21 protein-coding genes are annotated in these 20906 nt (G+C 42.4%); 1 reads left to right on the top strand and 20 read right to left on the bottom strand.

What is annotated here, in order from left to right; all coding sequences use genetic code 11:
• Positions 1-450: IS3 family transposase (locus DV740_RS14970; RefSeq protein WP_199534952.1), on the top strand; the 450-nt coding region annotated here is incomplete at its 5' end.
• A 65-nt stretch (positions 451-515) separates the two neighbouring features.
• Here the strand turns inward: DV740_RS14970 and DV740_RS11265 are convergent.
• From DV740_RS11265 to DV740_RS11170, 20 genes are all read right to left on the bottom strand, one after another.
• Entirely contained in the window at positions 516-1682 is a 1167-nt protein-coding gene (locus tag DV740_RS11265) for a cation diffusion facilitator family transporter (protein WP_118088109.1), read from the bottom strand.
• Positions 1683-1717: 35 nt separating this feature from the next.
• Positions 1718-2413 (bottom strand): signal peptidase I, encoded by a 696-nt coding sequence (lepB, locus tag DV740_RS11260; RefSeq protein ID WP_118088108.1) that lies wholly within the window; start codon positions 2411-2413, stop codon positions 1718-1720.
• A 273-nt stretch (positions 2414-2686) separates the two neighbouring features.
• Positions 2687-4021 (bottom strand): NADP-specific glutamate dehydrogenase, encoded by a 1335-nt coding sequence (gene gdhA / locus DV740_RS11255; protein ID WP_022243643.1) that lies wholly within the window; start codon positions 4019-4021, stop codon positions 2687-2689.
• Positions 4022-4259: 238 nt separating this feature from the next.
• A complete protein-coding gene (locus tag DV740_RS11250) occupies positions 4260-4721 on the bottom strand; it encodes a MarR family winged helix-turn-helix transcriptional regulator (RefSeq protein WP_117841417.1) in 462 nt (153 codons plus the stop codon).
• A gap of 12 nt (positions 4722-4733) precedes the next feature.
• Positions 4734-5696, bottom strand: coding sequence for a beta-ketoacyl-ACP synthase III (locus DV740_RS11245; protein ID WP_117698963.1), 963 nt, complete (start codon positions 5694-5696; stop codon positions 4734-4736).
• A gap of 11 nt (positions 5697-5707) precedes the next feature.
• Entirely contained in the window at positions 5708-7420 is a 1713-nt protein-coding gene (locus DV740_RS11240; protein ID WP_278336391.1) for an acetyl-CoA carboxylase carboxyltransferase subunit alpha, read from the bottom strand.
• Between the two features lies 1 nt (position 7421).
• Positions 7422-7859 carry a 3-hydroxyacyl-ACP dehydratase FabZ gene (gene fabZ / locus DV740_RS11235; RefSeq protein ID WP_117698965.1) on the bottom strand — a complete coding sequence of 146 codons (438 nt, stop codon included), beginning with the start codon at positions 7857-7859 and terminating at the stop codon, positions 7422-7424.
• 14 nt (positions 7860-7873) lie between these two features.
• Positions 7874-9109, bottom strand: a complete 1236-nt coding sequence (fabF, locus tag DV740_RS11230) for a beta-ketoacyl-ACP synthase II (RefSeq protein WP_118088107.1) — start codon at positions 9107-9109, stop codon at positions 7874-7876.
• Positions 9110-9202: 93 nt separating this feature from the next.
• Entirely contained in the window at positions 9203-9943 is a 741-nt protein-coding gene (gene fabG / locus DV740_RS11225; RefSeq protein WP_118088106.1) for a 3-oxoacyl-[acyl-carrier-protein] reductase, read from the bottom strand.
• Positions 9930-10844, bottom strand: a complete 915-nt coding sequence (gene fabD / locus DV740_RS11220; RefSeq protein ID WP_118088105.1) for an ACP S-malonyltransferase — start codon at positions 10842-10844, stop codon at positions 9930-9932. Before fabD ends, fabG begins: the two co-directional genes overlap by 14 nt.
• A gap of 10 nt (positions 10845-10854) precedes the next feature.
• A complete protein-coding gene (gene fabK, locus DV740_RS11215) occupies positions 10855-11781 on the bottom strand; it encodes an enoyl-[acyl-carrier-protein] reductase FabK (RefSeq protein ID WP_022243651.1) in 927 nt (308 codons plus the stop codon).
• Positions 11782-11784: 3 nt separating this feature from the next.
• Entirely contained in the window at positions 11785-12015 is a 231-nt protein-coding gene (gene acpP, locus DV740_RS11210) for an acyl carrier protein (RefSeq protein WP_022243652.1), read from the bottom strand.
• 328 nt (positions 12016-12343) lie between these two features.
• The gene (locus tag DV740_RS11205; RefSeq protein ID WP_117946111.1) at positions 12344-13600 is read right to left on the bottom strand and encodes a leucine-rich repeat domain-containing protein; all 1257 of its coding nucleotides are present in this window, start codon (positions 13598-13600) and stop codon (positions 12344-12346) included.
• A gap of 51 nt (positions 13601-13651) precedes the next feature.
• Positions 13652-14767: a class B sortase gene (srtB, locus tag DV740_RS11200; protein WP_118088104.1), complete on the bottom strand. Its 1116-nt coding sequence runs from the start codon at positions 14765-14767 to the stop codon at positions 13652-13654.
• 143 nt (positions 14768-14910) lie between these two features.
• Positions 14911-15570, bottom strand: a complete 660-nt coding sequence (locus tag DV740_RS11195; RefSeq protein WP_118088103.1) for a hypothetical protein — start codon at positions 15568-15570, stop codon at positions 14911-14913.
• A 1-nt stretch (position 15571) separates the two neighbouring features.
• Positions 15572-17668: a transglycosylase domain-containing protein gene (locus DV740_RS11190; RefSeq protein WP_118088102.1), complete on the bottom strand. Its 2097-nt coding sequence runs from the start codon at positions 17666-17668 to the stop codon at positions 15572-15574.
• A 52-nt stretch (positions 17669-17720) separates the two neighbouring features.
• Positions 17721-18269, bottom strand: a complete 549-nt coding sequence (spoVT, locus tag DV740_RS11185; protein ID WP_022243657.1) for a stage V sporulation protein T — start codon at positions 18267-18269, stop codon at positions 17721-17723.
• A gap of 131 nt (positions 18270-18400) precedes the next feature.
• Positions 18401-19759, bottom strand: a complete 1359-nt coding sequence (locus DV740_RS11180; protein ID WP_330414772.1) for an MATE family efflux transporter — start codon at positions 19757-19759, stop codon at positions 18401-18403.
• 15 nt (positions 19760-19774) lie between these two features.
• Positions 19775-20302, bottom strand: coding sequence for a hypothetical protein (locus tag DV740_RS11175; protein ID WP_117841425.1), 528 nt, complete (start codon positions 20300-20302; stop codon positions 19775-19777).
• A gap of 51 nt (positions 20303-20353) precedes the next feature.
• A complete protein-coding gene (locus DV740_RS11170) occupies positions 20354-20887 on the bottom strand; it encodes a hypothetical protein (RefSeq protein ID WP_147339146.1) in 534 nt (177 codons plus the stop codon).
• Positions 20888-20906: the final 19 nt, after the last annotated feature.

Here is a 20906-nt window from a genome sequence, read left to right as displayed (position 1 = left end):
TGGGGAAAGTGTTATATTTCTCCAGTGCTAGATATGAATACAAATGAAATCATCTCATATGATTTATCCATGAGTCCTAATCTTGAACAGATAAAAAGAATGCTGAATAAAGCATTTGAAAAATTTCCTTCAGTTGAAGGATTGATATTTCATTCAGATCAAGGCTGGCAGTATCAACATGCTTATTTTAGAAATGCTTTACAGGAACATGGCATTATACAATCCATGTCACGAAAAGGTAATTGTTATGATAATTGTATTATGGAGACGTTCTTTGGACGATTAAAAAATGAAATGTATTATGGCTATGAAAAAAACTATTCTTCTTTCGAAGAATTTTCACAAGCGGTTGAAGAATATATAGATTATTATAATAACAAAAGAATTCAGGCAAAAACAAAATGGATGCCGCCTGTACAATACAGGATAGCATCCATGTGTTCAGTCTAGTTCGTAAATATGTGTCCAGGATTCTGGGTACATATCATTCTCCCATCGGGGCTTTGTTATTTCTTTTATTTCACATAATTTTTGTCTACGTTGACCACGATATGATACTGTTCGCCCAGCTTTTCCTTTACCTGATGTTCCAGTTCTTTTAACACTGCTTCATCACTGGAACGGTAGCCAAATGGAATCACTACATCAAAGATAAGATTGGTATGGGTCGGTCCCTGAACCATACGAAAATCATGCATGGTAATGACCTCATCAATATCCTTCAAAATACCTGTAACCGTTTCTTTTATCCCGGTCAGTTCCTTGCTTCCGGTAATCACCGGATCCATATGTATGACAGCCTCACAATTCAGTTCCCTTTTCAATTTCATTTCTACATTGTCTATCATATCATGTATTACAAGGATATTCATTTCTGCCGGCACTTCCGCATGTAGTGATACCATCAGACGTCCCGGTCCATAATCATGTACGACTAAATCATGAATACCGATAATCATTTTTTCTTCCAGCACCAGATGTTCTATCTCTTTTACGAATTCTTCCTCCGGCGGCTGTCCCAGCAGTGGATTTAAAGTCTCCTTCGCTGCATTAATTCCACCATATAAGATAAACAGTCCTACCGCCACACCACAGTAACCGTCAATATTGACTGACGTAAATTCTGCAATCAATGTGGTGATTAAAACCACAGATGTGGTAATGCTGTCGCTTAAGCTGTCCATGGCCGTTGCCCGCATAGCCGCTGAATTAATCTTCTTTGCGACTCTCCTGTTGTAGAAGGTCATATACAGCTTTACAGCAATCGATATCAGCAGAATCATGATAATTAATACAGAGCATTCCGTTGCTTCCGGATGAAGAATCTTTCTGATGGAATCCTGTATCAGTTCCACTGCCATAATTAAAATAACTGCAGCAACCACAAGACCGGAAACATATTCCATTCTTCCATGTCCAAATGGATGCTCCGGATCCGGCTTTGCTGCTCCCAGTTTAAAGCCCAGCAATGTTACAATGGATGAGCCGGCATCCGACAGGTTATTAAATGCGTCCGCTGTAATTGCAATGGATTTACTGATGGTTCCCGCAATAAATTTTCCTGTAAATAATAATACATTTAGCAAAATACCTACAATACCGCATAAAATACCGTAGGCAAGCCGTACCTTCTCCGGCTTGTCATCTTCCCGGATAAATATCCGGGCTAATAATGTTATCATAAATCTTCTCCTTTTGCTTCCTTATTTGTTCCGCACTAATTCAATATTTTAAAATTCTTCAGTGGCCAATATCGGAAAATCGCTTTTCCAAGTATTTTATCTTTCTTCACATAGGTATTGGTCCAGTATCTTCCATCATAGGAGTTATTCCGGTTATCTCCCATTACAAAATAGCTGTCCTCCGGCACTTCAAAGGTATACGGTCCTGTAGCTACCGTCCATGTCTCTTTGAGATAATCCTCCTCTAAGAGTTCTCCGTTGACATATACTTTGCCATCTTCTATCTTTACCGTATCTCCCGGACAGCCAATGACACGTTTTACATAGTTCTGGCTCTCATCATCCGGAAACTTAAAGATAATGATGTCTCCCCGCTCCGGTCCGGAAAACAGATATGACCATCGGAATCCAATCAGCTTATCTCCGGTCATGATTGTATTTTCCATGGAACCGGATGGAATCTCTGCATTAATTAACACAAAACGATTTAAAAACATAGCAATCAGCACCGCTGCTACAATCGTAATTACCCAGCTTAGAAATTCCCCTGCCACAGAAGCTGCATTCTTTGTATCGGATTTTCTTCCTTTCTTCCCGCGTCTGCCGCCTTCTGAATATTCCTCTTCTGGTTCTTCTAATTCTTCCCGGTTGTCCTCTGGCTCTTTCGGTTCTTCGACATCCTCAAGTTCATCTATATATTCTAATTCTTCATTTCTTTCCTTTTTCTGCATCTAAACTGCCTCCGGTCTCTTTTCTTCCCGTTGTTCGTTCTATTATACTCCAAGCAGGGAAGAAATTCCACTGGAAATGCTTTGCGAATTTCTCGTGTAAATTAAAAAGTCCCCGAAACATAACGTTTCGGGGATGTTTTCTATGTGTTCAATGACATCCACTCGGCTAGGATTCAAACTTCGTCTGCGACTCGTTTTCATCAAGTCTCGGGATGGGCTTTCACACTAAGTTCACGCTTCGCCTATGGCTCGCGTTCTCTAAGTGTTCAATGCCTAGCAAACACCCTGGGCAAGCATAGCCTCAGCTACTTTTTCGAAGCCTGCGATGTTAGCTCCTGCTACATAGTTACCTTCCATGTTGTAACGTTTTGCAGCATCATCAATATTATGATAGATATTTACCATAATCTGTTTTAACTTAGCATCTACTTCTTCGAATGTCCAGCTTAAACGCTCTGAGTTCTGGCTCATCTCTAATGCAGAAGTTGCAACTCCACCTGCGTTAGAAGCTTTACCACAGATGAACCATACTCCGTTATCCTGTAAGTATTTGGTTGCATCTAAGGTTGTAGGCATGTTAGCACCTTCACAAACTGCTTTACATCCGTTTGCTACTAACTGTTTTGCATCATCGATAAGGAGCTCGTTCTGTGTAGCACATGGAAGAGCGATATCACATTTAATCTGCCATACGCCACGGCCTTCATGATATTCTGCACTCTTTCTTGCAGCAGCATACTCAGTAAGACGAGCACGTTTTACTTCTTTTACTTCTTTTAATAATGCAACATCGATTCCTTCCGGATCATAAATCCATCCGGTAGAATCAGAACAGGTAACAACTTTTGCACCCATCTGCTGCGCTTTCTGGATAGCGTAGATTGCAACGTTACCAGCACCAGATACAACAACTGTCTTACCTTCCATAGATTCACCATGACATTTCATTAATTCTTCTGTAATGTATAAAAGACCATATCCGGTAGCTTCTGTACGAGCTAAAGATCCACCATAGGTAAGTCCCTTACCTGTCAGAACACCTTCGTACATTCCACGGATTCTCTTATACTGTCCAAACATGTATCCGATTTCTCTTGCGCCTGTTCCGATATCTCCTGCCGGAACGTCAACGTCAGCGCCAATATATTTGCAAAGCTCGGTCATAAAGCTCTGGCAGAATGCCATTACTTCACGGTCTGATTTTCCCTTAGGGTCAAAGTCAGAACCACCTTTACCACCGCCGATTGGAAGTCCTGTTAAAGAGTTTTTAAATACCTGCTCAAATCCTAAGAATTTGATGATTCCGATATTTACGGAAGGATGGAGACGAAGACCTCCCTTGTACGGTCCAATAGAATTGTTGAACTGTACTCTGTATCCTGTATTAACCTGAACCTGTCCCTTGTCATCTACCCAAGGTACACGGAATTTAAGCTGTCTATCCGGCTCGGTTATTCTCTCAAGTAATGCTTCTTTACGATATTTCTCCTCATTTGCTTCGATTACCGGTCTTAAAGACTCCAGTACTTCTTCTACTGCCTGAAGGAATTCTGGCTCAGAAGCGTTTTTTGCTTTTACTCTTTCTAATACTTCATCAACGTAGCTCATATTATATCTCCTTTACATATTAATTTGAGTATTATATATACATCAACACTACTATTTTAGTATGAAATGAATTTTTTCGCAACGTTTTTTTCATATTTGTGTCAAAAACTTTATACTTTTGTGTACTTTTTCTTCTTTTTTGCAAGTTTTGTACCAGGAAAATTCATTTTTGTAATTAAAAAGAAGTAGAAAACAGTTTTTTATTTCCCTTTTCCACTTCTTTTTTTGTATAAATATACTATTTTTTATTTTTCAGATATGGTTCATATTTCTTCTGGAAGAACTTCACCAGTTTTCCCAGTGTTCCAATCAGAATCTCACTCTCCTGGTCACTCAGGCTCTCCTTGATATCATGTATCATATTGCTGTGAAAACGTGCATGATGCTCATATGCCCGGACTCCGGAATCGGTGAGTGATACACGGACTACCCTTTTATCCCTGTCATTTCTGCAACGATTTACATAACCTTTCTGTTCCAGTGCTTCAACAGCTTTTGTCAGGGTTCCTGTTGTAACATTCATCCTCGCCGCCACTTCCGACATCCGCTTTGGTTCATCCAGACCAATTGCTTCAATAATATGCATATCATTTCCGGAAATGTTCATGAATTCTCCGGAGATTAAGCATTTTTCCTCAATTTCCATCAAATCATTAAACAGCTTTACCAGAATGTCATTTAAGGTTTTATCCGCATTCATTCTTATCTCCTTTTACCAGACCAGTACCGCTGCGCCCCATGTGAGTCCGCCGCCGAAACCAGCCAGTACAACTTTATCTCCTCTATGTATCATACCATGCCGGTTGATATTATCAAGCAAAATCGGCACACTTGCTGCCGAAATATTGCCACATTCCGTCAAATTTACCGGAAATTTTTCCATCGGCTGTTTCAATCGTTTTGCTACCGCCTCAATAATTCTTAAGTTTGCCTGATGTAATACGAAAAGCGAAATTTCCTCTGCCTTTAAATCTGCCTCTTCCAGCACCTTTGTAATGGTTGCCGGAACTGTGCGGACAGCAAATTTATAAACCTCCTGTCCATTCATGCTTACATAACCCAGAGGACTTTCCATCTTATGATATGGATTATTGACCGGACGGTTCTCACATGCCAGTACCAGTCCCTTCGCACCATCTGAGCCCTGCACCACATGGCAGATATTTTCTTCGTCTGCCCGGACTACCGCTGCTCCTGCGCCATCTCCAAAAAGAACACAGGTACTGCGGTCATTCCAGTCCATAATTTTAGAAAGTACTTCTGCTCCGATTAAGAGTGCATTTTTAAATCTGCCACTGGCAATATATGCCTGTGCTGTACTCAATGCAAATAAGAATCCGGAACATGCTGCACCAAGGTCAAAGGCTACGGCATTCACTGCTCCGATTTCCCGCTGCACTTCACAGGAAAGTGTCGGCACAAGATGATCCGGTGTTACCGTCGCTGCAATAATAAGTTCCACTTCTTCCGGCTTCATGTCTGCATCTGCAAGTGCTTTTTTTGCAGCTTCTGTGGCAAGTGATGTTGTTGTCTCTTCCGTTGCAAGGTGTCTTGTTTTTATTCCTGTTCTGCTGGAAATCCATTCATCGGAAGTATCCATAATCTGACTTAAATCGTCATTGGTAATTTTTCTTTCCGGTAACGCGCTTCCAGTTCCACATATTCGAATGTTCATGCTCTGCTCCTTTAAAATTTACGGAAACGTTCATAACGTGCTTTTGCAATCTCTTCTCCGCTCTTTCCTTCATATGATTCTAAAAATTCGCGGATACATTTATGCATATAAACTGCAATGGAACTCAATGCCTCATCATCTGCTCCACCATACTCCGGTATAATTTTCTCGATAATGCCAAGTTCTAAAAGATCCTTTGCTGTTATCTTCATTACTTCTGCTGCTTCTTTGGCACGCTTGCCATCCTTCCAGAGAATAGATGCAAAGCCTTCCGGAGAAAGTACGGAATAAGTTGCATTCTCCATCATGCAGACTTCATTTCCAACTGCCAGTGCCAATGCACCACCACTTCCGCCTTCTCCTATCATAAAGGTAATAACCGGAACTTTCAACCCTGACATTTCATAAAGATTTCTTGCAATAGCTTCTCCCTGTCCGCCTTCCTCTGCTTCCATACCGCAGAATGCTCCGGCTGTATTAACAAAGGTGATAACCGGACGATGGAATTTTTCTGCCTGCTTCATCAGGCGGATTGCTTTACGGTATCCTTCCGGAGACGGCATTCCGTAATTATGACGCATGCAGTCCTTCATGTCCTTTCCCTTCTGGATTCCGATTACCGTAACCGGTTGTCCGTCAAGGTATGCGATACCGCCCACAATTGCCGGGTCATCCCTGTAATAACGGTCTCCATGAAATTCTATGAATTTGGTAAAGATACTGTTGATATAATCCTCTGCGGACAGACGGTCTACCTTACGTGCCATCTTAACCTTTTCCCATGCACTCTTTTCTTTTGTATTGTAAGCGCGTTCCCGCATCAGCTCTGTCGGTCTTCCATCTACTTCAGTTGCCGGGTCAAATTTGGCATATCCACTTACTTTATGCATACGAAGGATTTCATACAGACGTTTCTTTAAATCTTTCCGCTCTACAATGGCATCCACAAAACCATGCTCTAACTGGAACTCTGCTCTCTGGAATCCCTCCGGCAGCTTCTGTCCGATGGTCTGCTCAATTACTCTTGCTCCGGCAAATCCAATCAGTGCGCCAGGCTCTGCTAAAATAATATCACCTAACATAGCAAAGCTTGCTGTTACACCTCCGGTTGTCGGGTCAGTTAATACAGAAATATATAAAAGTCCGGCATCGGAATGTTTCTTTAAAGCTGCTGCTGTCTTTGCCATCTGCATCAGGGATACAATACCCTCCTGCATTCTGGCTCCGCCGGAACAGCAGAAAAGAATAACCGGAAGTTTTTCTTCCGTAGCACGTTCTACTGCTCCCGCAATTTTCTCTCCGACGGCATGACCCATGCTTCCCATCATAAATCTGGCATCACACACACCAATAACCGCATCTTCTCCGTAAATCTTACCTTTTCCTACGGTAACTGCTTCTTTTAATCCGGTTTTCTCACGGACTGCCGTCAGCTTATCGACATAGCCCGGAAAATCCAGTGGATTTGTTCCATGCTCTTCGGCAAACCATTCTTCAAAGCTCTGTGGGTCTAATACCATTTTCAGGCGGTTTCCGGTTTTTACGCGGAAATATGCTCCACACTCATAACAGACATAGCGGTTTCTTACTACCTCTGCTTTATTTACCATTTTGCCACAGGCTTTACATAGTACTTCCTCTTTCCTTTTTTCTTCCTGTAAAATACCTTCTGCGGCATCCTTTACGGCTTTATTTTCCTTGATTTTATCCAGTAATCTGCTCACTTTACTCACCACTTCCAATTGCAAATGTCAACTCTGCTGTTGCAGCTATTTTTCCATCTACTGTTGCAGTTGCCTTTCCAATTCCAATCGGTCCCTTTACTTTTATGATTTCTGTTTCTAAAACAAGTACATCCCCCGGGACCACCTTTTTCTTAAATTTTGCATTGCTGATTCCTGCAAAATATGCGGTTTTTCCTTTGAATTCATCCTGACAGAGCATTGCTACCGCACCGGTCTGTGCCAGTGCTTCTATAATTAAAACACCCGGCATTACCGGTTCTCCCGGAAAATGTCCTGCAAAATAAGGTTCATCAAAGGTAACACATTTTTTTCCTACTGCACGAAGTCCCGGCACCAGTTCTTCAATCGTGTCAATCAGAAGAAACGGATGACGATGTGGGATGATTTCCATAATTTCTTTCGTTGTCAGTACTGACATAGTTCCCTTCTCCTTTATGCCTGATATTTTTTCAGAAGCAGACTTGCATTATGTCCGCCAAAGCCCAGTGAATTGCTGATGGCATATGGCACTTCTTCTTCATATGCCTCTTTGCAGTAATTCAAATCCAGTTCTTCATCCGGTGTCTCATAACCTACCGTTGCATGAATGTAACCTTCTTCGATTTCCTTTACACAGGTCAGGCACTCGATGGCTCCTGCTGCTCCAAGAAGATGTCCAATCATGGATTTGGTGGAATTAATCCGGATATCCTTTGCATGCTCACCAAACGCCAGCTTGATTGCTCTTGTCTCAAATAAGTCATTATGATGGGTGCTGGTTCCATGGGCATTGATATAAGTAATTTCCTCCGGATTTACACCGGCATCCTTCATTGCATTTATCATTGCGGTTGCTGCGCCTGCACCATCCTCTGCCGGAGATGTAATATGGTATGCATCCGAAGAACATCCATATCCGGTTACTTCTGCATAAATCTTTGCTCCACGTTTCTTTGCATGCTCTAATTCTTCTAAAATTACAATTGCGGCACCTTCTCCCATAACAAATCCACTTCTGTTTTTATCAAACGGAATGGATGCATGTTTTGGATCATCCGAAGAAGTAAGTGCGGTTAAAGATGTAAATCCTGCTATTCCAAGCGGAGTAATGCAGCTTTCTGTTCCACCTGCCACCATCACTTCTGCATCACCATACTGGATGGTACGGAAGGCTTCACCAATGGCATTCGTTCCGGATGCACAGGCGGTACTAATATTTAAGCTCTTTCCTTTTAATCCAAACTGAATGGATACATTTCCTGCTGCCATATTGGAAATCATCATCGGGACAAATAAAGGATTTACTCTTCCCGGACCCTTTTCCACTAATTTGCTATGCTCTCTTTCGATTGCCTGTAAACTTCCGACTCCGGAACTGATGGAAGTACCCACACGGTATGCATCCTCTGCTTCCATGGAAAGTCCGGAATCCTCCAGTGCTTCTCCGGCTGCCGCTACGGCAAACTGGCAGAATGCTTCCATTCTCTTTGCAGAGCGAAAATCCATATATTCTTTTGCATCAAAATCCTTTACTTCTGCTGCAAGATGACATTTATAGTCTGTTGCATCAAAATGTGTAATCTCTCCAATACCTACCTTCTGCTGCTTTACTGCAGACCAGAATTCCGGCACATTATTTCCAATCGGGGTAATTGCACCCAATCCTGTTACTACAACTCTACGATTCATGTTCTTATCCTCTCTATCTAAACAATCCATCTCTCGTCATTCGTCATCCGCTGTTCTTTCTAGCTTTTTCATCAGCCAGTATTATTTCTGCATCTACATAGTCATTCCGCCATCTACAGCCAGCACCTGTCCTGTGATATAACCTGCCTCTTCGGATGCTAAGAATGCAACTGCTGCCGCAATTTCTTCCGGCTTTCCGATTCTTCCCAGTGGAATGTTATGAAACATATTTTCTTTTACCGTATCCGGTAAATCCTTTGTCATATCGGTCTCAATCATTCCCGGTGCTACTACATTTGCAGTAATACCGCGGGTGGAAAGTTCTCTTGCAACACTCTTAGTCAATCCAATGACTCCTGCTTTGGCTGCACAGTAATTTGCCTGACCAGCATTTCCGGTAATTCCGGATACGGATGATATATTGATTATCCTTCCACTTTTCTGTTTTAAGAAATAGCGTGATGTATGATGAATGGAATGGAATACGCCTTTTAAGTTTGTCTCATAGACTGCATCAAATTCTTCATCATTCATCTTCATCACAAGATTATCTCTTGTAATTCCTGCATTATTTACAAGAATATCCAGATGTCCATATTTCTTTATGATATCTCTGATCATGGTCTGACATGCCTCGTCATCTGCCACATTGCACTGATAGGATTCTGCTCTGCCACCCATATCGGTAATCATTTTTACTACTTCTTCAGCCCGCTCTTTACTGCCATTGTAATTTACAATTACCGTTGCTTTGTCTTCTGCCAGACGAAGTGCAATGGCACGGCCGATTCCTTTGGCTGCACCGGTTACCAGTGCTACTTTATTCTCCAACATAGGCTTTATAATCCTCCAGTTTTTCAATGCTTACCGTTCTGACATCCCGGTTGATTTTACGCATAAATCCAGATAAAGTATGTCCCGGTCCGATTTCTACAAATTCATCATAACCGTCTGCAATCAGACGCTCGATGCTTTGCTGCCATCTTACAGAAGAAGATACCTGCTTCTTTAACAGTTCTTTTACCGGTTCTGTTGTGGTAACGTAATCTGCCGTCACATTGGTTACATATGGAATAGTGAAGTCCTGCAGCTTTGTATTTTCCAATACTTCTGCTAATTTTTCTCCGGCTCCGGTTAACATGGCGGAATGGAACGGTCCACTTACTTTTAATGGAACCACACGCTTTGCTCCAGCTTCCTTTAATGCTGCACCGGCCTTTTCTACTGCCGCCTCTTCTCCTGTAATTACAATCTGTCCCGGACAGTTATAATTTGCTATAGATACAATTCCTTCGGTATTGCTGCATACTTCTTCAATTGCCTTCGCATCCAGTCCTAAAACGGCTGCCATTGCTCCGCCGGTTGGTACTGCTTCCTGCATAAAGATTCCTCTTGCACGAACGACACGGAATGCATCTTCCATACTCATGACACCGGATGCAATCAATGCGCCGTATTCTCCAAGGCTTAATCCTGCACAAGCTGCCGGTTCTTTTCCAGCTTTCTTTAATGCTGCATAAATTGCTGCCTCTGTGGTCAGCATGGCAATCTGTGTATACTCTGTAATATTGATCTCTTCATTTTCTTCAAAACAAAGCTTTGCAATATCAAGTCCGGTTACTTTTGAAGCAAGCTCATATACGGCTTTACTCTCTTCACAGGCATCATAGAAATCTTTGCCCATTCCAATATACTGCGCTCCCTGTCCAGGGAACATGAATACAACCTTACTCATTTTCTTCTCCTTATTTCCGATTCATCAGACGTTCTGCTTCTGATACGATAGAAGTAATAATTTCCTTACAGGACAATTCATCCTGTATCATTCCGGCAATCTGACCTGCCATCAGACTTCCATTTACCACATCGCCGTCCATCACTGCTTTGCGGAGGGAACCAAGGGTAAGCTGTTCTAATTCATCTAATGTTGCGCCTTCTTTTTCCATCTTCAGATACTCACGGCTCATCTTATTACGGATGACACGGATTGGATGTCCGGTACTGGAACCTGTTATTTCAGAATCAATGTCTTTGGATTTTATCAGCTTCTCTTTGTAGTTTGCATGTACGATAGATTCTTTAGCTGCCACAAATCTTGTTCCCATCTGAACTGCTTCTGCACCCAGCATAAATGCTGCAGCCATTCCTCTTCCATCTGCAATTCCTCCGGCTGCAATCACCGGTGCATCAATGGCATCTGCCACCTGTGGCACCAATGCCATGGTTGTAGTGGAACCGATATGGCCACCGGATTCCATTCCCTCTGCCACAACAGCATCTGCGCCACCGCGGACCATAAGTTTTGCCATGGCTACACTTGCTACTACCGGAATTACTTTAACACCTGCTTCTTTCCAGAGGCTCATGAATTTGGCTGGATTTCCGGCTCCTGTTGTGACAACCGGAACCTGCTCCTCAACTACCACCTTTGCCACTTCCGGTGCATTCGGATTCATCAACATGACATTTACACCAAATGGTTTGCTGGTGCGTTCCTTCACCTTGCGAATCTGCTCCCGAACCACTTCAGGTGGAGCACTGGCTGCACCGATAATACCAAGTCCACCTGCTTCAGATACTGCAGCAGCCAGATGATATTCTGCAACCCATGCCATTCCGCCCTGGATAACAGGCTCTTCTATTCCTAACAGTTCTGTGATTCTTGTTTTCATATTTTATTCCTCAACGCCCTTTGCTTTTAAGTAGTCAATAACATCTCCTACAGTTGCGATTTTCTCTAAATCTTCTGACGGAATCTCTACACCGAATTCTTCTTCCATGCTCATAACCAGTTCAAACAAGTCTAAAGAATCTGCTCCTAAATCATCCTTGAAATTGGATTCTGCTTTTACCTCTCCATCATAGTTTAACTGCTCTTTGATTAATTCTGCTAATTTTTCTAACATTATTTCGTTCTCCTTTTTTGTCTTTTCTTTGATAATACTTTGAGTTACAAATATTTTGATTATCAAATTATTTGTAACTCAAAGTATATACATAAGCATTTCTGTTGTCAACTATATTTTTACTCAAGGAATAAAGAATGTGCCTTGGCACATTCCCGCGCCTGCGGCGGTCGCTTGCGACATCTACCTTATACGCCGCAGTGTGCATCCTCGCGGAGCGTTTTTTACTTTACAGGAAAGCAATTTCCTGTAAAGCAAAAAAGACAGTGTCGGAACTTTTCTGTTCTTTCACTGTCTTATGTTAGTTACTTCTTTTATTTTTTATCACTTATGCAGCTTTCTTACGATTTGATACTACAAAGTAAACACCTACTAATAATACTCCGATGCATAAGAAGAATACCGGATTGATACCGTCACCTGTCTTCGGAGTGCTGTCCTTCTCGTGGCTGCCTGAAGTTACTGTCTTGCCGGAATTGCTGTTCTTAGTTGCGCCAATCACATTTCCGCCGGTCACTGCTGTGCCGCCACCGGTTACTGTAGTAGCGGAACCACTTCCGTTGTTGCTGTTGGAAGTATCTGTTGAACCATTGCTATTGGAATTATTTCCATTATCCGGAGTCGGCTGTGGATTCTCCCCTCCAAGGCTCTGGAAACTGATTCCATTTCCGGTTGCATATACCTGTGCCTGTGTTCCCGAATAACCGGAAATTGTGGATGGACTCCAGCTGCTCTGGCTTCCGATTGACGTTACACTTGCCGGAATCAAAATTGTACTGATGCTGCTGCCGCTGAACGCATCTGTTTCAATAGTATTAACAGAATCCGGAACTGTCAGTGAAGTAACCGACTTGCAGTTTGCAAAAGAACCTGCTCCGATGGTTACAGTACTGGTCGCAATTTTTGCACCGGATTTTCCCTCCGGGCAACGGATTAACCTGGTCATTGCTTTGTTGTAAAGACATCCGTCACTGGATGCATATGTACCATTTCCTGATGCAACACTGATGGATGCCAGTCTGCTGCAGCCGGTAAATACGTTGCTTCCGATGCTGGAAACGCCAGCCGGAATTGTAATTCCGGTTAAAGAAGTACAATCATAAAATGCTTTATCCCCGATGCTTCCTACGGATTCCGGAATTGTAAACTGGGATAATGAACTGCACTCTGCAAATGCCTGGGAACCAATGGATGAAATTGAAGTTCCAATAGATACACTGGTAAGGCTTGTACAGTTATAAAATGTCTCTGCCGGAATAGAACCGATATCTCCTTCTATGCTGACAGAACCAAGGCTTGTACAGTTATAGAAAACTGCGGTTCCCATTCCAGTCACATAAGATGGAATCGTTACACTTGTAATGGATGTATTGGATGCAAATACACCACTTGCAATTGTAGATACTGACTCTGGAATTGTAATTGCTCCACCGGCTCCGCTGTAGGCAACCAGTGTTCCACTGTCATCTACTGTAAATCCATTTTCATCTGTTGTCTCGTCTGCCCGGACTGTCTGTCCCGGCATCACTGCCAGCAGCAAACATACTGCTGCAAAAATAGAAAATCCTTTTTTCAATATCTGCATCTCTCATCTCTCCTAGCTTTATCTGCTTGATACATTATACTTCTTATCTACTTACTGTACACGCTTTGCCAGTATAAACATTCTTCCGTCCTGTGTGTAATTATTGCAGGTAGAAAGAGTCAGCAGCTGGTCTCCATAAGCACTGTCTATCTCTTCGCCATATACAGAAAGCTGTGCCACATTATTTAAATATTCCTGGTATTCTTCTTCAGAATCTGCATTCAGGAAATTATAATACCGGAATACATTTTCATCCTGATACTGGACCTCCGATAATCCCACTTCAATAACTTCATAGACTCCTCTTTCATAAAGAGTATTAAATTCTATCGTCTTATGGGCATTGTAGAAATCTTCGTCCAGATATTTCTTTAATTCGCCAAACATCATTCCGCTTTTCATATTATGTCCGTAAATGATGATATTGGTATCCCTGTTTATGTAATCATTTCTGGCATCGATAAAAAGGGTGCCATTCAGGTCGTCATTTTTATCAAAATCATGTTTCAGATAATAATCCGGTTCTTCCTGTAAAGACTGCATGACCGGATAATCAATATCCGTATCCGGAATATGTAACCATCCGATTAATTCCGGATTTTCCGCATACAGGGAAACATAATCCTCTAACATAATCAGTGGCTGCTCTGTTGTCTCTCCTGTTTCAGTTGCATCTTCTGTGATTTCCGGATTCATCTGCTCCGTTCCTGTTACAAGGTGCTCTACTACATTATTCTGTTTCTTATTCTGTAAATCCTTAAGCCTGTTAGCAGCTTTATAATCCGCATATTCCGAAATCGCATAATATCCGATACAGGCTGTCGCAACAATGATGCATACGATGCCGACCACCTTCTGCCAGGTAAAATGAAATGGCAGCTTTGCTTCTGCTTCCGCTTCTTCCTTGGCAATTTTTTCTTCTATCATGTTCTGCGAACTATCCGCAACAATATCTGAAATGCACCAGAAGAACGATTTTCCGATTTCACTTTTAAAACGGATTTTCTTCGTGCGCATCATGGTATACAACCGGATTGCTACTTCCGGATCATAAATATCCAGTTCATCGGTAATATACTTGATTTTCTTTAAATCTTCCTGCGCCTGCCTGTATTCCCTTAAGGTTTCGAATTCATAATCGCCTATTTTATAAATCTTTTCATCCATAATTTATGATTCATCTGCCTTATCTTCTCGTGGTCCAGGTAGTTTTATTATAGGTCATTTTGTCATCTTTCGCAAGATTTTTCCGCAAGATATACACAATGTACCATTTCTTATTTTTATATCGTCTATATCTTGCGCTTTCTTTAGTCTAAATTGGATTTTTCCAGCAAATAACGGAACATCTGCTCCGCTGCTTCCTTATGTTCGGAGCCAAGGGCAATACCAAGAATACATTCCTTTTCATAATAACCATGTTCAACCGGCCAGCTTCCGGCTCCAAGACGGATGCCTGCTGCAAAAGTATCTCCGGTGTCCTTATCCTCTACATAGAAGATATAATCCTTTAACTGTTCCAGCTCGTCTTTGGAAAAGTACTGCGTCAAATCTGCTATGGCACCAGACTGGGCAAGATTTTCAAAGACCATTTCATCGGCGCCCAAAACATCTACTCCACCGCCTGCAATCACTGTCTGCAGGGACTGATAGGAATAGAGATTACTGGTATCTGTGCTGGTTAAATCCACATAATATGCATCATTTACCACAACCTCCCGGGCTGCTGGATCATATCCATATTGCTCCATGAATTCTGAGAAATCCGGTTCTTCATCTGCCGGCATACTCTTTGCATTTACCAATACAATCTGGGAAATATCTTCCTTTGTGGTCATATAATGATGTACCGTCATACCAATCAAAATAATCACTGCAACTACTGCCAGTATTACAAGCCTGTAATAGTCCCAGACAAATCCGATCCGCTGTTTCCAGGTCATTGTCTTTAAATCAGCTTTCTTTTCCATATTATCGCCTTTCTTCCTCTGCCGGAGCTGTATTATCTCCTGTAGTGTCATTCTCTGCTGTATTACCCTCTGTCACATCTGTGCCACTCTCAGCATCAGCATCATTGCCTGTGCCAAGAGGTGCCACAAAATCTGCATACGGTAATTCTTTATGTAAATTTTCCATATAATCATACCAGATTTCTCCCGGATAGCTGGCTCCTGTCAGTCCTGGAAGTTCTGCCGGAATATCATATCCAACCCAGACGCTGGTGGTGTAATACTTTGTATAGCCTACAAACCAGCCATCCTTATTGGAATTGGTGGTTCCTGTTTTCGCTGCACTGGCAGTCTCGGACAATGCCAGTCCCTTTGCTGTTCCTTGTGTCAGAACACCCTCTAATATATTGGTCATCCAACGGGCTGCATTGGTTTTATAAACCTGCTTTTCATCGACAATTTTCTGATAGATAGCGTTTCCGTCTGCATCCTGTATCTCTACAATGCAGGTAGGCTCCCGGTATTTTCCATCATTTTCTATGGTGGCATAAGCCGCCGCCATTTCTACCGGAGAGACTCCATTGGTAAATCCACCCAGGGATGCCGCCGGTCTTTCATCCTCCGGGGACAGCTTTGCGAAATTCATCTCCTTCAGATAGGAAATTCCTGTAACGGGAGTCATCTCTTCCAAAAGATTCCACGCCACTGTATTAATGGAATTTTCTACTGCATAACGCAAGGTTACGCTGCCAAGATACCTGCCACTGGCATTTTCCGGTCCATCCTCAATCGGTGCATCTTCCACCACAGTATCCGGGGTATAGCCCCGCTCCAACGCCGGTGTGTATACAATCAACGGTTTGATGGCACTGCCCGGCTGCCGGTAACTCTGATAGGCGCGGTTTAGCATATGCCCGTCATATTCCTGACTTCTGCCGCCTACAATTGCCTTTACAAAACCGGTCTCATTGTCAATGCATACTGCCGCACTCTGCAATGTATAAATGCCCTCTTCATTGACATCGGTAAAATCCTGCAGCTTCTCATCCACTGCATTCTGAAGCTGCTCTTCCATATTTAAATCAATGGAAGTATAGATTCTATAGCCTCCTGTATAAAGAGACTGTTCGCAGGTTTTATACTGCTCCTGATAGGCATCTTCATAGGTCTTTCGATCTTCCTCCGAAGAAAAATCTGTCCGGAATTCAAAGCCCTGCTGCTCCATCAATGCCCGTGTTGCACAATAGCAGGCATAGGTCTCTACCGCATCATAACGCTTTGTTGGCTCTGCTGTGCTGAGTACAATCGTTTCCTGTCTGGCATCCTTATATTCCCTGCGGCTGATTTTGCCATCTTCATACATGTTTTTTAAAATGCGGTCACGTCTTCCTAACGTATTATCCGGGTTCTTATAAGGATTATACATCGTCGGATTATTCGGTATCGCACAAAGATATGCCATCTGGGACAATGACAAAAATGAAACATCTGTATCAAAATATCCCCGGCTCGCCGCCTGAATGCCATAATATCCATTTCCAAAATAAATATTGTTAAGATAAAACTCTAAGATTTCATCCTTGGTATATTTCTTTTCCAGCTCTGTGGCAATGAAAATTTCTTCCATTTTTCGCTGCCACGTTCTGTCATTATTTAGGAAAATGGTTCTTGCAAGCTGCTGCGTAATGGTACTTCCGCCCTGGGTTACTTCTCCATTACGCACCATCGCCCAGACTGCACGGATAATTGCCTTAAAATCAATTCCGCCATGACTGTAAAATTTTTTATCTTCTATACTGACCATGGCTTCTTTGACTTCTTCCGGTATCTCATCACTGGTCAGATAGCTTACATCCTTGGTACCACGAAGCGACATGATTCTCGTTCCATTCACATCATAAACCTGACTGGTCTGCTCCGCACGGAAAGTGTCCTTCGTCGACTCTTTTACAAACCGGACTGCCTCTTCATGCATGGCACTGACCTGACTGGCATACCCGCCAAAATAGTAATACGCCAGCCCGCCGATTACCAGAAGTACCAGAACTATCTGCAGCTTTACAAAAAGCCAGAAACCACGGTATTTCTTTTTCCTTTTTTTCTTCTCTTTATGGGACATGGGTTTCCTCCGTATTGCTCTATTTTACACTGTTCCATAAAAAGATACAAGGCTACTGTTCCATTTGTCTTCCTAAAAATCCCGCCGCTGTAATAGCAAGCTTGCTTTCGGTTTCTCCCATTTTTGCAGTTTCATTTTTCTCATATAAAACAACTGCTCCGATGGCATCTCCTTCACAGATAATCGTGCTGATTGCCTGGTCATGATAGTTCCCGGTATCATCTAAGGTAATTCGTACAAATTTGCTGTCTCCCTGCTGTGCAAGAATATTTTTCCGGTCTTCGATCAGTTCCTCTAACTGCCTGCTGATTGGTTTTCCTTCGAATTCCTTCTTTCCGTTTCCTGCAGCCGCAATCACATGGTCCCGGTCGGTAATACATACCAGATGCCCGGTGCTCTGCGCAAGGCTCTCCGCATACTGTCCGGCAAACTGGCTCAGTTCTCCAATCGGTGAATATTTCTTAAGAATAATCTCACCTTCCCGGTCTGTAAAGATTTCCAGCGGGTCACCTTCCCGGATGCGCAGTGTCCTGCGGATTTCCTTTGGCACTACAACTCTCCCCAAATCATCTATTCTACGTACAATTCCTGTTGCTTTCATTAAAAATTCCTCCTGTTTCCTACATACTTTCCATTTTTGTGCTGTATGGGTAGTATGTGGAAAACAGAAGGAATTATGCAAGCCTTCCTCGTATTTACATTTTTAAATCACTGGTATTTTTATTAGCAAAATCAATCTTTTTTCATTTTTTCCTTCCGGTTTAAGATTGTAAATGCAACAACACAGATGATTGCGGAAAGCAGGGAGCCTGCTGCCGTTGCCAGTCCCATTGGGAATAAGGTATCCGGGAATAAAGTCGAAGTCAGATAAACGCCCGGAATTCTTACCAGTGTAATTGCAATGATATTATGTAAAAATGAGATGCCGGATTTGCCGCAGGCACAGAAATATCCGCTGAAGCTGAAATGAATTCCTGCGAACATGCAATCCCAGACATATCCCCTTAAGTATTGACCTCCCAGACGTACCACTTCCGCTCCCGATGCATCCGATGCATCTGTAAATAACGCCACCACCGGACTGGCGAAGAACTGCATGAAGATTCCTACGATAATTCCAAAGCCCACTGTAATCATCACAGCATAGCGCAGTGTTTCATTGGCACGCTGCCTCTTTCCCGCTCCGATATTTTGTGCACCAAGTGCAGATACTGTTGATAACATGGAGGACGGAATCAGGAACAGGAAGCCTATTATCTTTTCCACGATTCCCACAGCCGCTGCATCATTTAATCCACGCTGGTTCGCAATGATGGTGATAATCATAAATGCCACCTGAATGAAACCGTCCTGCAATGCAATGGGAATACCGATTTTTAAAATCTGTCCCATTACATTTCGGTTCGGTCTGAAATCTTTTCTGCTAAGAGAAAATTTCTCCCGCTGTCTTATAATCATAACGAGGGAAATCATTACACTGATTGCCTGGGCACAAGTGGTTCCAAGAGCTGCACCTGCCGGTCCAAGATGCAGACCGCTGATAAATACATAATCCAAGACAATATTTGCCGCACATGCAATGGCAATAAAGTACATCGGACTCTTGCTGTCACCCATACCACGGAAAATTGCACTGATAATATTATATGCTGTAATAAAAGGAATCCCGATAAAGCAGATGGTAAGATAGGATATCGTTCCCATTACTGCTTCCTGTGGTGTAGACATTACTGTTACAATTGGTTTTGTCAGCAAGAGCAGCACCGTCATCAGCACAAGGGCAACTCCCATAAATAGGATTACCGTGTTTCCAATTCCTTCTGCCACCCGTTTCTTATCTTTGCTTCCAATCGCCTGTCCGATGCTGACCGTTGTTCCCATGGCAAGTCCCACCAGCATAACTGTTATCATATGCATGACCTGTGAGCCAATGGATACCGCCGTAGTGCTGGCAACTCCTTCAAACTGCCCGATGATAAATAAATCTGCCATTCCATACAATGTCTGTAAAAAATAAGATAAAAGGTATGGCAGCGAAAATATAATTACATTTTTAAATACACTTCCTGTAGTAAGATTCCGTTCCACCATTTCATTCTGCTTCCTCTAAGCCAGCGCTGCGCCCAGATGACGGGTCAGCAAATCCACCAGCCATGCATGGTCTTCTGCTGACAGCTCGCTCTGCCTTACCAGAATCACCTGATTGGACAGATTTCTGATATAAATATAATTTTCATAGAATCCCCAGTCCTTATAGGCAGTCCACAGATTCACACCCTCCGCTATTTCTGATTTTATGCTGATGCTTTCTTCACTGAAAATATACTTGCGGTGGCCACTTACCAGTGCCTTCTGTGCATTTGCATAAAATCTCTTAAGTCTTGCTTTCTGCTGTACCTTTTTGCCGCCGCATGCAAAATATAGAAAAGCTGCCCAAAGAATCATAAAAAGTGAACCCATTTCTGCCCTGCCAAGCATAAAGCTTAACATTCCGGATGACAGACAGACTATGCACATAATCACAGAAGTAATCGTTACCACTTTTCTTCTCTTCCGGTATACATCCGATTGCAAAGTTATTTCCAACAGCGCGTCCCGCTCTTCTTTTCCGATTTCAATTTCATATTCTAACATCTCTGTTCCCCCATTTTCTTTTCGTCTATTTTTTATTTATTTTCTTTCCATTCATTTCTCATTTACTGCTTTTCCCAGATGACGGGTCAGTAAATCAATCAGCCATGTCCTCTCTTCTGCCGACAATTTATCCTGTTTTACAAGAACATTTTCATTCGACAGATTCCTGATGCAGATGTAATTTCCATAGATTTCCCAATCCTTATAAAGTGTCCATGCAGTATTTCCTTCTGAAACTTCTGATTTTAAAAGAATTCCATCTTCACTGAAAGTATACTTCCGATAACCGGATTTTAGTTCTTTATCCATTACTGTAACAGATTTCTTTAATACCGTCTTCTGCATCAGCTTGCTTCCTCCGCATATCATAAAAAGACTATATGCAGCCAAGAGTGAGCAAAGTACAACAAGCCTTGTATCGCTATTTGTTACTCTCCATATTATAATCAAAATACAAGCTACAATCAGAATTAAAAATTTTATTGCTTCCGCTTTTCTTTTCTTTCGATACTCCTTCGAATTCAAAGCGATTTCAAGCAGCGCATCCTGCTCTTCTTTTCCGATTTCAATTTCACATTCTAACATCCCTGTTCCCCCATTTCTT

The sequence above is a fragment of the Roseburia sp. AF02-12 genome (assembly GCF_003461765.1).
GTDB lineage: Bacteria > Bacillota > Clostridia > Lachnospirales > Lachnospiraceae > Roseburia_C > Roseburia_C amylophila.
The sequence above is the reverse complement of the archived record's forward strand: the minus strand, read 5'-3'. Positions and strand labels throughout refer to the sequence as shown.

What these genes read in the sequence shown, in the direction of transcription:
- DV740_RS11265 (WP_118088109.1), bottom strand. Translation starts at nt 1,682, where the DNA reads ATGATAACATTATTAGCCCGGATATTTATCCGGGAAGATGACAAGCCG.
- lepB (WP_118088108.1), bottom strand. Translation starts at nt 2,413, where the DNA reads ATGCAGAAAAAGGAAAGAAATGAAGAATTAGAATATATAGATGAACTT.
- gdhA (WP_022243643.1), bottom strand. Translation starts at nt 4,021, where the DNA reads ATGAGCTACGTTGATGAAGTATTAGAAAGAGTAAAAGCAAAAAACGCT.
- DV740_RS11250 (WP_117841417.1), bottom strand. Translation starts at nt 4,721, where the DNA reads ATGAATGCGGATAAAACCTTAAATGACATTCTGGTAAAGCTGTTTAAT.
- DV740_RS11245 (WP_117698963.1), bottom strand. Translation starts at nt 5,696, where the DNA reads ATGAACATTCGAATATGTGGAACTGGAAGCGCGTTACCGGAAAGAAAA.
- fabZ (WP_117698965.1), bottom strand. Translation starts at nt 7,859, where the DNA reads ATGTCAGTACTGACAACGAAAGAAATTATGGAAATCATCCCACATCGT.
- fabF (WP_118088107.1), bottom strand. Translation starts at nt 9,109, where the DNA reads ATGAATCGTAGAGTTGTAGTAACAGGATTGGGTGCAATTACCCCGATT.
- fabG (WP_118088106.1), bottom strand. Translation starts at nt 9,943, where the DNA reads ATGTTGGAGAATAAAGTAGCACTGGTAACCGGTGCAGCCAAAGGAATC.
- fabD (WP_118088105.1), bottom strand. Translation starts at nt 10,844, where the DNA reads ATGAGTAAGGTTGTATTCATGTTCCCTGGACAGGGAGCGCAGTATATT.
- fabK (WP_022243651.1), bottom strand. Translation starts at nt 11,781, where the DNA reads ATGAAAACAAGAATCACAGAACTGTTAGGAATAGAAGAGCCTGTTATC.
- acpP (WP_022243652.1), bottom strand. Translation starts at nt 12,015, where the DNA reads ATGTTAGAAAAATTAGCAGAATTAATCAAAGAGCAGTTAAACTATGAT.
- DV740_RS11205 (WP_117946111.1), bottom strand. Translation starts at nt 13,600, where the DNA reads ATGCAGATATTGAAAAAAGGATTTTCTATTTTTGCAGCAGTATGTTTG.
- srtB (WP_118088104.1), bottom strand. Translation starts at nt 14,767, where the DNA reads ATGGATGAAAAGATTTATAAAATAGGCGATTATGAATTCGAAACCTTA.
- DV740_RS11195 (WP_118088103.1), bottom strand. Translation starts at nt 15,570, where the DNA reads ATGGAAAAGAAAGCTGATTTAAAGACAATGACCTGGAAACAGCGGATC.
- DV740_RS11190 (WP_118088102.1), bottom strand. Translation starts at nt 17,668, where the DNA reads ATGTCCCATAAAGAGAAGAAAAAAAGGAAAAAGAAATACCGTGGTTTC.
- spoVT (WP_022243657.1), bottom strand. Translation starts at nt 18,269, where the DNA reads ATGAAAGCAACAGGAATTGTACGTAGAATAGATGATTTGGGGAGAGTT.
- DV740_RS11180 (WP_330414772.1), bottom strand. Translation starts at nt 19,759, where the DNA reads ATGGTGGAACGGAATCTTACTACAGGAAGTGTATTTAAAAATGTAATT.
- DV740_RS11175 (WP_117841425.1), bottom strand. Translation starts at nt 20,302, where the DNA reads ATGTTAGAATATGAAATTGAAATCGGAAAAGAAGAGCGGGACGCGCTG.
- DV740_RS11170 (WP_147339146.1), bottom strand. Translation starts at nt 20,887, where the DNA reads ATGTTAGAATGTGAAATTGAAATCGGAAAAGAAGAGCAGGATGCGCTG.